14 protein-coding genes and 2 tRNA genes are annotated in these 12,442 nt (G+C 68.1%); 1 reads left to right on the forward strand and 15 read right to left on the reverse strand.

What is annotated here, in order from left to right; translation table 11 throughout:
* Positions 1-135 precede the first annotated feature (135 nt).
* Complete coding sequence (locus ASD79_RS07670) at positions 136-558, forward strand: helix-turn-helix domain-containing protein (RefSeq protein WP_007669027.1); 423 nt, start codon at positions 136-138, stop codon at positions 556-558.
* A gap of 458 nt (positions 559-1,016) precedes the next feature.
* Here ASD79_RS07670 and ASD79_RS07675 read toward each other — a convergent pair.
* The 15 genes from ASD79_RS07675 to ASD79_RS07745 form a co-directional block, all read right to left on the reverse strand.
* Positions 1,017-1,093, reverse strand: a tRNA-His gene (locus ASD79_RS07675).
* Between the two features lie 129 nt (positions 1,094-1,222).
* Entirely contained in the window at positions 1,223-1,957 is a 735-nt protein-coding gene (locus ASD79_RS07680) for an energy transducer TonB (RefSeq protein WP_056720449.1), read from the reverse strand.
* A gap of 9 nt (positions 1,958-1,966) precedes the next feature.
* Positions 1,967-2,401: a biopolymer transporter ExbD gene (locus ASD79_RS07685; RefSeq protein ID WP_056720450.1), complete on the reverse strand. Its 435-nt coding sequence runs from the start codon at positions 2,399-2,401 to the stop codon at positions 1,967-1,969.
* 5 nt (positions 2,402-2,406) lie between these two features.
* Positions 2,407-3,312, reverse strand: a complete 906-nt coding sequence (locus ASD79_RS07690; protein ID WP_056720451.1) for a MotA/TolQ/ExbB proton channel family protein — start codon at positions 3,310-3,312, stop codon at positions 2,407-2,409.
* An 896-nt stretch (positions 3,313-4,208) separates the two neighbouring features.
* A tRNA-Phe gene (locus ASD79_RS07695) sits at positions 4,209-4,284 on the reverse strand.
* A gap of 110 nt (positions 4,285-4,394) precedes the next feature.
* Positions 4,395-4,565: a DNA gyrase inhibitor YacG gene (gene yacG, locus ASD79_RS07700; protein ID WP_007669031.1), complete on the reverse strand. Its 171-nt coding sequence runs from the start codon at positions 4,563-4,565 to the stop codon at positions 4,395-4,397.
* Positions 4,562-5,602 (reverse strand): ribonuclease E/G, encoded by a 1,041-nt coding sequence (locus ASD79_RS07705; protein WP_056720452.1) that lies wholly within the window; start codon positions 5,600-5,602, stop codon positions 4,562-4,564. The genes yacG and ASD79_RS07705 overlap by 4 nt, the downstream gene beginning before the upstream one ends.
* On the reverse strand, positions 5,599-6,186 hold the full coding sequence (locus ASD79_RS07710; RefSeq protein WP_056720453.1) for a nucleoside triphosphate pyrophosphatase: 588 nt from the start codon (positions 6,184-6,186) through the stop codon (positions 5,599-5,601). The genes ASD79_RS07705 and ASD79_RS07710 overlap by 4 nt, the downstream gene beginning before the upstream one ends.
* Positions 6,187-6,194: 8 nt before the next feature.
* Complete coding sequence (infA, locus tag ASD79_RS07715) at positions 6,195-6,413, reverse strand: translation initiation factor IF-1 (protein WP_004617696.1); 219 nt, start codon at positions 6,411-6,413, stop codon at positions 6,195-6,197.
* A gap of 97 nt (positions 6,414-6,510) precedes the next feature.
* Entirely contained in the window at positions 6,511-6,966 is a 456-nt protein-coding gene (locus ASD79_RS07720; RefSeq protein ID WP_082584842.1) for a low molecular weight phosphatase family protein, read from the reverse strand.
* A gap of 117 nt (positions 6,967-7,083) precedes the next feature.
* Entirely contained in the window at positions 7,084-7,575 is a 492-nt protein-coding gene (locus tag ASD79_RS07725) for a UPF0262 family protein (RefSeq protein ID WP_056720454.1), read from the reverse strand.
* Positions 7,576-7,593: 18 nt separating this feature from the next.
* Positions 7,594-8,895, reverse strand: a complete 1,302-nt coding sequence (gene hisD, locus ASD79_RS07730) for a histidinol dehydrogenase (RefSeq protein WP_056720455.1) — start codon at positions 8,893-8,895, stop codon at positions 7,594-7,596.
* A 1,014-nt stretch (positions 8,896-9,909) separates the two neighbouring features.
* Positions 9,910-11,394 (reverse strand): NCS1 family nucleobase:cation symporter-1, encoded by a 1,485-nt coding sequence (locus ASD79_RS07735; protein ID WP_056720456.1) that lies wholly within the window; start codon positions 11,392-11,394, stop codon positions 9,910-9,912.
* 224 nt (positions 11,395-11,618) lie between these two features.
* Entirely contained in the window at positions 11,619-11,813 is a 195-nt protein-coding gene (locus tag ASD79_RS07740) for a hypothetical protein (RefSeq protein ID WP_056720457.1), read from the reverse strand.
* Positions 11,814-11,922: 109 nt separating this feature from the next.
* Entirely contained in the window at positions 11,923-12,405 is a 483-nt protein-coding gene (locus tag ASD79_RS07745; RefSeq protein ID WP_056720519.1) for an Lrp/AsnC family transcriptional regulator, read from the reverse strand.
* Positions 12,406-12,442 lie beyond the last annotated feature (37 nt).

Here is a 12,442-nt window from a genome sequence, read left to right on the forward strand (position 1 = left end):
ATTTTCGGGACAAGGACCTGATGTGTCAGAGACGTGACTAACGCAACCGCATGGGTCTATCCTGTGTTAACCAAGCTGGACCGCACGCCTCGCATCCACGCGCGACCGGGCGATCGCTGGAGGGACCAGAAGCGGATGACTGCAAAACCCCCCGCCGAAGCGGCTCACCCCGTCGACCTCTATGTCGGCGCCCGCCTCCGGATCCGCCGCAAGGTCCTGGGCCTGAGCCAGACGCAGCTGGCCGACGCCCTCGGCATCACCTTCCAGCAGATCCAGAAGTACGAGCGCGGCGCCAACCGCATCAGCGCCTCGAAGCTGTACGAGGCGGCGCGGCTGCTGCAGTCGCCGGTGTCCTACTTCTTCGAAGGCCTGGACGAAACGGCCGGAGGCGACGCCGACGACGGCTTCGCCCAGCGCATGACCCAGTTCGTGGCCACTCCCGAAGGCCTGGAACTGGCCGGCCTGTTTCCCCGCCTGAACGACCGCCGCCTGCGCCGCCGCGTGGTCGATCTGGTCAAGGCCATGGTCGACGACGAGCCGGCCGCGACGGCACGCTAGGCCCACCGCGCCGACGCACGCTTCTTCGACGCCCGCGACGCGCGACGCCGCCTGAACGCTCTGTTTCCCAGACTCAGGGTAGCGGCGCTGTGCCGCACAGGCTGGACCTATCGCAAAGCATCGTTGGCGCGCAGCATCGCTTTCAAGAAAGCGGCGCGCGACCATCCGCGCGCCAGGGGGGAGCGTAGAGTGGAAACGTCGGAGGCCGCTTTGGGCCGCATTCGATACTGGTGGCAGACCCGGCCCATGGCCGGCCTGACCGTGGGTTGGATCGTGATCATCCTGATCGGCTGGCGCGTCTGGGCCGCCGTATCCGGCCACCACGGCTAGGGCATTCGTCGGCCAAGTTGGCTTAACCCCAACACCGCCCATCCCGACGAATGCTCCAGGTCTCGCCCCCCCGCCCGGAAAACGAAAAAGGCCCGGCTTGGCGGCCGGGCCTTTTCGACGTCTGGCGATGGTACCGCCTCTCAGGCTTGAACTGAGGACCTCCGGTTCCACAAACCGGCGCTCTAACCAACTGAGCTAAGGCGGCGCATCGCGAGGGAGTGTCTTTAGTCGGAGGCGTGAGCCGGATCAAGCACCGAAACAGCCCCGTTCACACGAAAACGCCCCGGAGCCGTGAAGCTCCGGGGCGCTCGTGGTCTTGCCGGTCGTCGGACCCCTAGCGGGGGACCTGGAAGACGATCGGGATCGTGATCTGACCACCGTCCACCGGAGCGCCGTCAAGCGTCTTCGGCTTCATGCGGAACAGTTTCGACAGCTTCATCGCCGCGTCGCCAAAACCGTAGTCGCCCGGGTTTTCCGAAACGACAGAGCAGCTTTCCAGCGACCCCCTGGCGGTGACGGTGCACGACAGAGTCGCGCGGCCATTCACTTCCATCCGCTGAGCGCGGTCGGGGTAGTAGCGAGCCATGTCCTCACCGGTAGGCTTGCGGGCCCAATCCGGCTTGGTGATGACCGACGCCCGCGCCGGCGGGTTCGAGGGAACCGGCGGCGTGGCGGAGATCACGGGCGGCGCCGTTTGCTCGACCCGTTCCTTGACAGGCGGGATCGGCAGGGGCGGCGGCGGCGTGATGTCCGGCGGCGGCGCGATCGGCGGCCTCGGCTGCACCACCGCGGGAGGCGGAGGCGGAGCGTTGGTCGGCGGCGGCGGCGGCGGCGGCGGAGGCGGCGGCGGCGGGGGCGGCGGAGGCAGCTCCACGTCCACGGCGTCGTCGTGGTACTCCTTCATCACTGCTTCGAACTTCTGCTTCGCCAGATACGCGAACAAAGCAGCGTGGAAGCCGACGACGACGATCAGCGCGATACCGAAGGCGCCGAGGCCCTTCTTCCGGCGCGGACCTTCTGAGGTGAGCGGGTCGTAGTGGCGATGCTCAGGCGCTTTTTGTTCAGCCATGCATCACCCCTAGCTGTTCTCATCCTTGCCGATCAGAGCCACGCTATAGAAGCCATTGTCCTGGAGGGCGTTCATGACCTCCATGAAAGCTCCGTAGCGCGTCTTTTCGTCGGCGCGGATGAAGATGCGCTCCTTGGTAGGGTCGCGTCTGCCGATGTTCTTCGTCAGGTCTTCACCCATCGTGTCAACCGTGGTCGGAAAGTCTCCAATAAAGACTTCGCCCGATTCCTTGATCGAGATGTAGACCGGTTTCGGCGGATTAGGCGATGCCTTCGCGACCGCCGGCGGCAGGTTCACTTCGACCGACACGGAGGCGAGCGGCGCCGCCACCATGAAGATGATCAGGAGGACCAGCATGACGTCCACGAAGGGCGTGACGTTGATCTCGCTGTTCTGTTCGACGTTAAACCTGTCGCCACCACCGCCTGAGAGTTTGGCGGCCATCGGTCTTAGGCTCCTTTGTCGAGCTGGCGCGAAATGGCGTTCATCAGTTCAGCGACGAAACCTTCCGAGCGCGTGCCGTAACCCGAGATGCGGGTCTGGAAGTAGTTGTAGAAGATAACCGCCGGGATAGCGGCGAACAGACCGATACCGGTGGCGAGCAGCGCTTCGGCGATGCCGGGGGCGACGACGGCCAGGTTGGTCGTGTTGGTGTTCGCGATGCCGATGAACGAGGTCATGATCCCGTAAACCGTACCGAACAGACCGATGAACGGACCGGCCGAACCGACCGAGGCCAGGAACACCATGCCGCCCGACAGACGCTTCACCAGCGAGGCTTGCACCGCGTTGATGGCGTAGGTCGCGCGCGACAGCGTCGAGTCACGGTGCTCGCCGGTGACGGCCAGACCCGCTTGACGCGACAGTTCGACTTCTTGGGCGGCCGCGGCGGCCATGTCGGCCATCGGGTTGCCTTCGAATTCTTCCGACGAACCGATACGGGCGATGTCGGCGATCGAACGGGCGCCGCGGAAGGCTTCCAGGAACTTGTCCGATTGTTTGTTCAGGGCGCCGAACTCGAAGATCTTGGTGATCAGCAGGACCCACGAGAAGATCGAGGCCAGGATCAGGCCGATCATCACGACCTTAACCACCGCGCCAGCGGCGAGGAACATGCCGACCGGGGTCAGCGAGTGCGATTCCTTCTTGGGTTCGGCGGCGGCGGCGTCAGCGGCCGGCGGAGCGGCTTCGGCGGGAGCCGGGGCCGGAGCGGCGGCGTCACCGGCCGGAGCGGCGGCTTCGGTGGTGGCCGGCGCAGGAGCCGCAGCGTCCTGAGCGAAAGCCGGAGCGCTCGCCATCAGCGCCATGGCGCCGACGAGTGCGATGAGGGGGGTCTTCCGTTTAATGTCGAGCATCTGTCGCCAGTTCCTGATTGGTCTAGCACGTTTGGACCGAGGGTCGTCGCGCGAGAGCGTCTCCACCCTAACTTGAATAGCCTGCGTGACGACCGATCTCTCGGTAGCCCCGCGGACCCGCTTCGCTGCGCTCGACCCGTTACGCCCCCCTTGCCGGGCTTGTGCCCCTGAGAAGGATCGTTTCGAAGCGCGTGTGACCGCCGCCCCTATGAGGCAGCGATCTTACCGCAATGTTAGAATTGCGGCAGGGGTCCTTTGGCAACCCCTTTTCGCACCGTCAAGGGGTGAGGGAGGGCATAAATTCACCGTCCCTTTGACGCACGCACTATCGTTGCCGCACCGCACAAAAGGGAAATCAGGATTTGAGGGCGGTTTTTCCCTATCATGGAGAATATCCATGCTGCGCTGCAACAAACTGACAAAACGCCGGTCTTGCAGGCGTGACCACGGCGAGCACCGAGCCAAAGCGCAATCCTGCGGCGAACGTCCCTGGCCGTTCTCGGGCGCTCGCCGGGCGTCGCCTCCCGCCGAAAGCCGGGGAATGGGCCCGTCGGCGCCTTCCGCCAGGCCGAAAATGGCCGCGCCCGGCTGAAATCCGTACCTCGATCGGTCGGAATCGGCGGCCGAGCCTGACGATTCCGGTCTCAGACGGCCGCCGCCGGACCGAAGCTCCACCGCCGGATTCCGGACGCGTCGCCATGGCCATCCGCCCGTCGCGAAGACGCCGGGCGGGCCGGTGGCCGGCGCGCCCAGGCATGACGCCGATGGGCGGCTAAAATTTCACTTCTGCACGGGAGGGGGACGGAAGTGATGAAAGTCGCGGCGCCGGCCCACGAGCCACCCCACGTCACGAGCGATGACTTCGATCGAATGACCAGGCCGCGGATGAGGAGAAGTGGTGCCTGGGGCCGGAATCGAACCAGCGACACGCGGATTTTCAATCCGCTGCTCTACCAACTGAGCTACCCAGGCCCTGAGCCTTGGAGGCGGTCGAAACCGCCCCGGCGCCCGCCTGACGGCGAGGAGCCGCGTCTATAGGTGAGCCGAAAAACGAAGTCCAGTCCCTCGTGGGCGATCGCCGATTATTCCCGCTCGAAGTCTGTGGACGGCGGGTTTTCCTCGTCCTCGTCGGCGCCGGGCACGACGTAGCGGTCCGACAGCCAGCGGTTCAGGTCGACGTCGGCGCAGCGCTTGGAGCAGAACGGCCGGAACTCCGGGATCGCGGGCTTCTTGCAGATCGGGCAGGCGCTCATGACGCGGAGACCTCCAGGCGGTCGTTGGGCCAGTCGGCGACGACCGACAGGGTGAAGCGCCGGCCGATCTTGTCGGCCAGGCCGGCGTCCAGGGCCGCGAAGGCCTCGGCGACGGCCGGGCCGCAGCGTCCGGCCAGCCTGCCGCCGGGGTCGGCCCTGCCCTCGCGCTCGAAGGCCCGGACCAGGCGCAGGGCGCCGGCGCGGGCCGACAGGCCGCCCGTCTCGTCGAGCAGCCGGTCGAGGATCGGCCGGGTCCGGCGCGGCACGATCATCTCGAGCGCCCCGAACTTGCTGATCGGCCCCAGGCCGACGCCGGGATTGTCGATGGCGAAGGCGTTGCGCGCCGCCGTGGTCAGGGCTGGACCGTCGTGGCCCCGGCCGACCAGGTCGAACACCACAAGCCCCGCCAGGCCCTTCAGGCGCAGGACCCGGGCGGCCGTGGTGAAAGCGGCCATGTTGGCGGCGCGGGCCGCCTTCTTGGAGTCGCCGTCGCGGTTTCCGAGGTCGACGTCGACGGCCACCAGGGCCCGGGTCGGTTCGACGGCGATGTCGCCGCCGCCCGGCAGGGCGAAGACGGTCATCAGGGCCTCGGCCTCGGCGGCCTCGACCGCCTCCAGGGCGGCCAGGCCCTGGGTGGGCGAGCCCGACTTCACCCACAGGCGCAGCAGCTCGTCGATGGTCGGGGCGTGGGCTAGGACGCGGGGCTCGCCCTCGGCCTCGCCGATGAAGCGGGCCACGGCCGACTTGTCGCGGCGCGAGGGCGCGCGGATCTCGATCTCGACCAGTTGGCCCTCGACCAGCTTGGGCATGTCGGGGCGCAACGGCAGCAGGATGTCGGCCCCGCCCGGCAGGGCGACGAAGGCCGAGGCGAAGGCGCGCTCGATCTTCTTGACCCGGGCCACGCCGCGCACGCCCTCGGCGTCCAGCGGATCGTCACCGTCCCAGGTGGCGACCAGGCGTTCGGGGCGACCGTCCAGGGTGACCACCCCGACCGTCTCGCCGATGCCCTTGTAGAGATAGGCGCGCCGCTCGCTCATGGTTTCTTCCAGTCGAGACCCTGAAGCAGGTTCATGGTCTCATAGAGGGGCAGGCCGACGACCGAGGTGTAGGAGCCATGCAGGTCGATGATGAAACCGCCCGCCACGCCTTGCACGCCGTAGCCGCCGGCCTTGCCGTTCCATTCGCCGCCGGCCAGGTAGTCGGCCTTCTCGGCGTCGGACAGATGCTTGAACTGCACCCGGGTCTCGACCAGCCGCGAGGCCTCGCGGCCGTCGGGGGCGATCGCCGCGACGCCGGTCAGCACCATGTGGTTGCGGCCCGACAGCAGCTTGAGACAGTAGGCCGCCTGCTCGGGTGTCTCGGCCTTGGGCAGGATGCGGCGACCGACGGCGACGACGGTGTCGGCGGCCAGCACCAGGCAGCCGGGCGAGCGCGGGGCCACCGCCCTCGCCTTCTCGACGGCCAGACGCAAGGCATGGCGCCGCGGGGTCTCGTCCCGCGACGGCGCCTCGTCGATGTCGGCGGGATCGACCCGATCCGGGACGACGCCGACCTGCGCGAGCAGGTCCAGGCGCCGGGGGCTCGCACTGGCCAAAACCAGCGGCGTCCGCTGGACGACCATCGCCAGCCCTACTTGAAGCGGTAGGTGATGCGGCCCTTGGTCAGGTCGTAGGGCGTCATTTCCACGAGCACCTTGTCGCCGGCCAGCACGCGGATGCGGTTCTTGCGCATCTTGCCGGCGGTATGGGCGATGATCTCGTGATCGTTCTCCAGCTTCACGCGGAAGGTCGCGTTGGGCAGCAATTCGCTGACCGTACCGGGAAACTCGAGCAGTTCTTCCTTAGCCATCAGGCCTCTCAAAACGGGTGACGCCATGCCGGTAGAGCCCCCGCGACGATTGAGTCGGGGAGCGGATCGCGGCTGCGAGGCGGGGTGTATAGCGCATTCACCCCCCGAACGTCGATGGCGCGCCGAAACGTTGTCGAATCGCGTTGGCCAGGGCGTCGCGCACCTCACGATAGGCGGTAAGCATGGCGTCGCGGGAACCGATCGCAAGGGTGGGGTCGTGGGTCGGCCAGTACTCGATGTCGGTGGCCCGGTCGCGAGCCAGCTCCACGGCCCGGTGCTGGGCCTCGGGGGTCAGGGAGATGACCACGTCGAAACTGTCGTCCTCCAGCTGGGCGAAGCTCTTGGGGCGATGACCGGCGACGTCCAGGCCCATCTCGTCCATGACCACGGCCACGAACGGATCGACGCCCTCCTCGGCCGGGTCGCCCTTCAGGCCGCACGAATCGACGAAGGCCCGGGCGCCGTAGAAATGCCGGAACAGGGCCTCGGCCATCGGCGAGCGCACGCGGTTGTAGTTGCAGGCGAACAGCACCGCGTCCGGAAGCCCCGACACCCCTAGAGCCTCTCTCTGCCGAACAAGCTCAACCGCTCAGAAGAGAGAGGCTCCAGAGTCTGGGTTCTTGGGCGTGTTCTCATCGTGAAACCGGGGCCACTTTCGCGGAACACGCCCTCAGCCCCGCCAGTGCAGCGCGCAGATCAGGGTGAACAGCCGTCGGGCGGTGTCGAGGTCGGTCTTGACCTTGCCCTCCAGCCGCTCGCGCAGCAGCGACGAACCCTCGTTGTGCAGGCCGCGCCGGCCCATGTCCAAGGCCTCGATCTGCTGCGGCGACGAGTTGCGGATCGCCGAATAGTAGCTGTCGCAGATCATGAAGTAGTCCTTGATCACTCCCCGGAAGGGCGACAGGGACAGCAGGTGCCGGCGCTCCCAGCGCTCGCTTTCAGGGCCCGGCCCGACGATGTCGAAGGCCAGGCGGTTCTCGATCAGCGACAGGCGCAGGTCGTAGGGCCCGCCCGCCGCCTCGGCCGGCTCGAAATAGTTGCCGTCCAGCAGGTCGAAGATCGCCACCTGCCGCTCCTGCTCCTGGTCGCGGGACGCCGCCGCGAGGCTGTCCTCGTCGATGACGATGGACTTCAGGGACTGGCTGGCTTTGACGTCTGACATCGGAGGGAGACTTGCGCCTTACGGCTTCGAAGGCAACCGGCCAGACGGGAGGCGGATCGACGCCGACAGCGCGTGGGCCGGCAGGCCCTCGGCCCTGGCCAGGGCCACGGTGTGGGGGCCGAGGATCCCGAACGACGCCGCGTCGCATTTGACGATCGAGGTGCGCTTGAGGAAGTCGTAGATCGACAGGCCCGACTGGAAGCGCGCCGCGCGGCTGGTCGGCAGCACGTGGTTGGAGCCGGCCACGTAGTCGCCGATCGCCTCGGGCGTCAGCCGGCCCAGGAAGATCGCCCCGGCGTGGCGCACCCGGTCGGCCAGGCGCTCGGGGTCGTCGATCGCGAACTCGACGTGCTCGGGGGCCAGCAGGTCAACCAGGCGCGGGCTATCGTCCAGATGGCACAGGATGATCGCCCCGTGGTCGCGCCACGACTCGGCGGCGTCGACGCCCGTCGGCAGGGTCTTCAGCAGGGCGTCGACGGCGTCCGACACCGCCTGGGCGAAGTCCTCGTCGTCGGTGATCAGGATCGACTGGGCGGCCGGGTCGTGCTCGGCCTGGCTCAGCAGGTCGGCGGCGATCCAGTCGGGATTGTTGTTGGCGTCGGCGACCACCACGATCTCGGACGGGCCGGCCAGGGCGTCGATGCCGACCACGCCGTACAGCCGGCGCTTGGCGGCGGTGACATAGGCGTTGCCCGGGCCGACGATCTTGTCGACCGGCTGGATCGGCCCCGCGCCATAGGCCAGGGCGGCGACGGCCTGGGCCCCGCCGATCCGCCAGATCTCGGTGACCCCGGCCTCCTTGGCGGCGGCCAGCACCGCCGGCTCCAGCTTGCCGGGCGGGGTGACCATGGCGATGCGGTCGACGCCGGCCACCTGGGCGGGCACGGCGTTCATCAGCACGGTCGAGGGATAGGCTGCGCGACCGCCGGGCACATAGACGCCCACGGCCTCCAACGGCGTCCAGCGCCAGCCCAGCTGCACGCCGGCCTCGTCGGTCCACGACTGGTCGGTGGGGCGCTGGCGTTCGTGGAAGGCGCGGATGCGGGCGGCGGCGAAGGCGATGGCCTCGCGGACCTCGGGGGTCGCGGCGGCGGCGCCGGCCTCGATCTCCTCGGCGGTGACGCGGATCGTTTCTTCCGTCAGCTCCACCCCATCGAAGCGGCTGGTGAAGCTGAGCACGGCGGCCAGGCCGTCGGCCCGCACGGCGTCCAGCACGTTGCGCGCGGCCGCATCGACGTTCTCGGGCGCGCCCCGGCGCTCGTCGAGGAAGGCCTTGAAAGCGGCGGGAAAGGCGGGGTCGGCGGAGTTGAAACGACGCATGGGGCCTAGATGCGGGTTTTTGTGTGGGATGCAAGTTTTGATGCACGAGGCCGCCAACCCAAAGCCTCCCCCTGTGGGGGAGGCGATCGCGCAGCGATCGGTGGGGGGGAGTTTTGGGGTTGTCGATCGTAGGACTGGCCATCGGCCTATCACTCCCCCCTCCGTCGGCTTCGCCGACACCTCCCCCACAGGGGGAGGCTTTACGGACACATGACTTCGCCGCCTGACGGGATGTCCCGAAAGGGTGGTTGAGGAGGACGCGGAGCGGCCGGGCCAAGCCCGGATGACCGTGAGTTTGTGTGTGCGTTTCGGCTAGACCTGACCGCTCCGCGAAACCGTTCTTCTCAAGGGACGGCGATTGAGGGCTTGTTTCATCCCGATCGACGTTTCCCCTCGGACGGGCAGGATCAAAGCCGCCCGGAAGGGGCCGTCGGCGACTCCGACTGATCCTGGAACAGGGATTGATCGGGCCCGAGCGGGCGTCGGGGTGCAGGACGCAAGTCCCGGCGAGGTTTCGGTGGGTCCCGGATCTATCCACGAACAGACCCACACCTGCCTCGCGCGCGGCCCTGCGCGGCCCCGCTCGGTTCCATCCCCATCGCCTGCTTGGGCCGGTACCAAGAGCCCTCCCCGTGATGGAGACAGCTCTATTGTGCAGCGGGTTTGAGCGCGGCGGTCAATGTGACGCTGATTTTCTTGCAGGGCGTTGGAAAGGCTGGGGTTCCTTCCGGCGCGGGCGGGGATACAGGCACGCCCGTCCCCGTCAGGCGGATGCTTTCAACGTCCGAGAAGGGTGGAAGTCAGACAACCGTTCTTCCCTCCCCCTTGTGGGGAGGGGGGACCAGCGAAGCTGGTGGGTGGGGCTTCACCGCCGCAAGGACGCCCTGCACCGGACCCCCACCCGACCCGCTACGCGGGCCACCCTCCCCGCAGGGGGGAGGGACGGGATGGTTTTGGGTTTCAGATGCTGACCGTTCGAACCTCCGCAACGGGTCGAAAGCGGAAACCAACGCCCTATTGGAAAGCCGACGCCCTCGCCCCGCCGCCAACCCGCATCGCCGCCCAATAGACCGCCGCCGCCAGTCCCGCCCCGACGAACCACGCATAGTCGTAGAGCCCCGTCCACGGCGCCCCGAGCCCGGCCGCCGCCGGCAGGCCGGCCGCCTTCAGGAACCCCGGCAGGTTCGGCGCCACGCCGATCACGAAGGCCGCCAGCGCCGCCAGGTTCCAGCCCTTGAAATAGGTATAGCGCCCCGTCCGGTCGTACAGCGCCTCGACGTCCAGCCGGGTCCGCCGCAGCGGCCAGTAGTCAGTGATCAGGATCCCGGCCACCGGCCCCAGCAGGGCGCCATAGCCGGTCAGCCAGACGAAGATGTAGCCCTGCGTGCTCTCCAGCAGCTTCCACGGCATGATCAGCACCCCGATGACAGCGGTGATGTAGCCGCCGGTGCGATAGCTGATCCGCTGGGGCCACAGGGCCGAGAAGTCGTAGGCGGGGCCGACCAGGTTGGCGGCGATGTTGCAGGAGACGGTGTCGAGGCTGATGATCAGCAGGCCGACCAGCACCGCGATCCCGCCGATGTCGCCGGCCAGGGCCACCGGGTCCCAGATCGGCTTGCCGAAGATCAGCACCGTGGCCGAGGTGGTGATGACGCTCATGGTCGCCAACAGGGCCATCGGCCCCGGCAAGCCCACGGCCTGGCCGACGATCTGGTCCTTCTGCGACCGGGCGAAGCGCGTGAAGTCGGGGATGTTGAGGGCCAGGGTCGCCCAGTAGCCGGTCATGGCGGTGACGGCGGGGCCGAAGTCGCGCCAGAAGGTCCCGGCCTTGGCGCCGCCGGGGTCGTAGGCCGAGGGTTCGTGCAGGATCGGCCCCAGGCCGCCGGCCTTGCTCAGCGCCCACCAGACCAGCAGGCCACAGACGACGACCTTGACCGGCGCCGTCCAGGTCTCGAGCTTGCGCACCGTCTCCAGGCCCTTGGTGACGAACAGCAACTGGATCGCCCAGAAGGCGGCGAAGGCCAGCAGTTGGCCGACCCCGATGCCCAGCACCGGGACCATCGGCCCGACCAGGCCGCGCCCGACCATCACCCCCAGCAGGGTCAGCAGCGCCCCGCCGCCGATCCAGGTCTGGATGCCGTACCAGCCGCAGGCGACCACCGCCCGGGCCAGGGCCGGGGCCCGCGCCCCGCGCCAGCCGAACGAGGCCCGGGCCAGCACCGCGTAGGGCACGCCCCAGCGCGCCCCGGCGTGGCCGATCAGCAGCATCGGGACCAGCACCACCAGGTTGCCCAGCAGCACCGCCCACACCGCCTGTCCGGCCGACATCCCCTGCTCGATCAGGCCCGCCGCCAGCATGTAGGCCGGCACGGCGATGACCATGCCCAGCCACAGGGCCGCGAAGTGCTGGGCGCGCCAGGTGCGCTGCTCGGGCGTGGTCGGCGCCAGGTCAGGGTTCCAGAGCGTGTTGCCGCCCTGAAGGTCGATTTTCTGATGCATGCCGCCCCCGCGATGTCGTGGGCGGAGCATCGGTCAGGTTGGGGGTGGACGTCACGCTTTAAGTGGGGTGGCGGCGGTCAGCTCCCTAGTGCTGTCATCCCGGACAAGCGCGCAGCGCGCCGATCCGGGACCGGCGCGTGAACGCAAGCGCTTCCGGCGGTCCCGGATCTTCACCCGGCTTCGCCGGGTTCGTCCGGGATGACAACAGTTGGGGTTTGGTCGCCCTACCCCATCCCCGCATAGGCCAGGGTCGCCAGCCCCGCCCCGAACAGCAGGAACATCGCCACCAGCCCCACCCGGCCCCACTGGATGCAGGGACCCATGTGCCGCAGCTCGGCGGAGGCCGGCTTGTTGATGTCGCATTTCCTGAAGAACACGGGACGCACGCGCACACGGGTCGCATACATGGCGTCGACCATGGTGAACCTCCCTAACGATGCCCGCCCCTCTGGCGGGGACGTGGGTCGAGGTTAACACGAAACTCGCCTGATAGGCGAACAACGGGCGTGACCATCCGCCTTGCGCGCATCACTCGCGCGGGCCCGGAAGCGGCGGGGATCGCGACGGCACCGGGGTCGACTGGACGATGGAGGTCGTGGTCTGGCCGTAGGCGAGGAACCGGTCGAGGATCTGGTCCATGTTTTCCAGCGCGTCCAGATGGACCTTGAGGATGAAGCAGTCCTCGCCGGTGATGCGGTGGCATTCGGCGACCTGCGGGATCGACTCCGCCAGTTCGATGATCCTGGGAAGCTGCCCGGCCATCGGCCTGACCCGGATGAACGCCGTGATCGGCCACCCCAGCGCCTTGGCCGACAGTTCGAGGCGATAGCCCAGGATGACGCCGGCCTCCTCCAGCCGGGTCAGGCGCTCCTTCACGGCCGGGGCGGACATGCCGATCCGCCGGGCCAGTTCCGAAACGCTGGCGCGGGGATCGCTGTCGAGCAGCCGCAGCAGTTCGACGTTCCTGGCGTCGAGAAGCAGATCATCGAAGTGAAGGTTATTTCGCGCCATGACCTTCAAACTCGTCCTGATAATCCGGGATGGACCT

Origin of the sequence: Caulobacter sp. Root655 (assembly GCF_001427665.1) — a bacterium.
In the GTDB taxonomy this organism is placed as follows: Bacteria; Pseudomonadota; Alphaproteobacteria; order Caulobacterales; family Caulobacteraceae; genus Caulobacter.

Excerpts from the sequence above, each read along its gene's own strand:
- ASD79_RS07690 (WP_056720451.1), bottom strand. The coding sequence starts at position 3,312 with ATGCTCGACATTAAACGGAAGACCCCCCTCATCGCACTCGTCGGCGCC.
- ASD79_RS07735 (WP_056720456.1), bottom strand. The coding sequence starts at position 11,394 with ATGCATCAGAAAATCGACCTTCAGGGCGGCAACACGCTCTGGAACCCT.
- yacG (WP_007669031.1), bottom strand. The coding sequence starts at position 4,565 with ATGAGCGCCTGCCCGATCTGCAAGAAGCCCGCGATCCCGGAGTTCCGG.
- ASD79_RS07745 (WP_056720519.1), bottom strand. The coding sequence starts at position 12,405 with ATGGCGCGAAATAACCTTCACTTCGATGATCTGCTTCTCGACGCCAGG.
- ASD79_RS07740 (WP_056720457.1), bottom strand. The coding sequence starts at position 11,813 with ATGGTCGACGCCATGTATGCGACCCGTGTGCGCGTGCGTCCCGTGTTC.
- ASD79_RS07705 (WP_056720452.1), bottom strand. The coding sequence starts at position 5,602 with ATGAGCGAGCGGCGCGCCTATCTCTACAAGGGCATCGGCGAGACGGTC.
- ASD79_RS07710 (WP_056720453.1), bottom strand. The coding sequence starts at position 6,186 with ATGGTCGTCCAGCGGACGCCGCTGGTTTTGGCCAGTGCGAGCCCCCGG.
- infA (WP_004617696.1), bottom strand. The coding sequence starts at position 6,413 with ATGGCTAAGGAAGAACTGCTCGAGTTTCCCGGTACGGTCAGCGAATTG.
- ASD79_RS07685 (WP_056720450.1), bottom strand. The coding sequence starts at position 2,401 with ATGGCCGCCAAACTCTCAGGCGGTGGTGGCGACAGGTTTAACGTCGAA.
- ASD79_RS07725 (WP_056720454.1), bottom strand. The coding sequence starts at position 7,575 with ATGTCAGACGTCAAAGCCAGCCAGTCCCTGAAGTCCATCGTCATCGAC.
- ASD79_RS07670 (WP_007669027.1), top strand. The coding sequence starts at position 136 with ATGACTGCAAAACCCCCCGCCGAAGCGGCTCACCCCGTCGACCTCTAT.
- ASD79_RS07680 (WP_056720449.1), bottom strand. The coding sequence starts at position 1,957 with ATGGCTGAACAAAAAGCGCCTGAGCATCGCCACTACGACCCGCTCACC.
- hisD (WP_056720455.1), bottom strand. The coding sequence starts at position 8,895 with ATGCGTCGTTTCAACTCCGCCGACCCCGCCTTTCCCGCCGCTTTCAAG.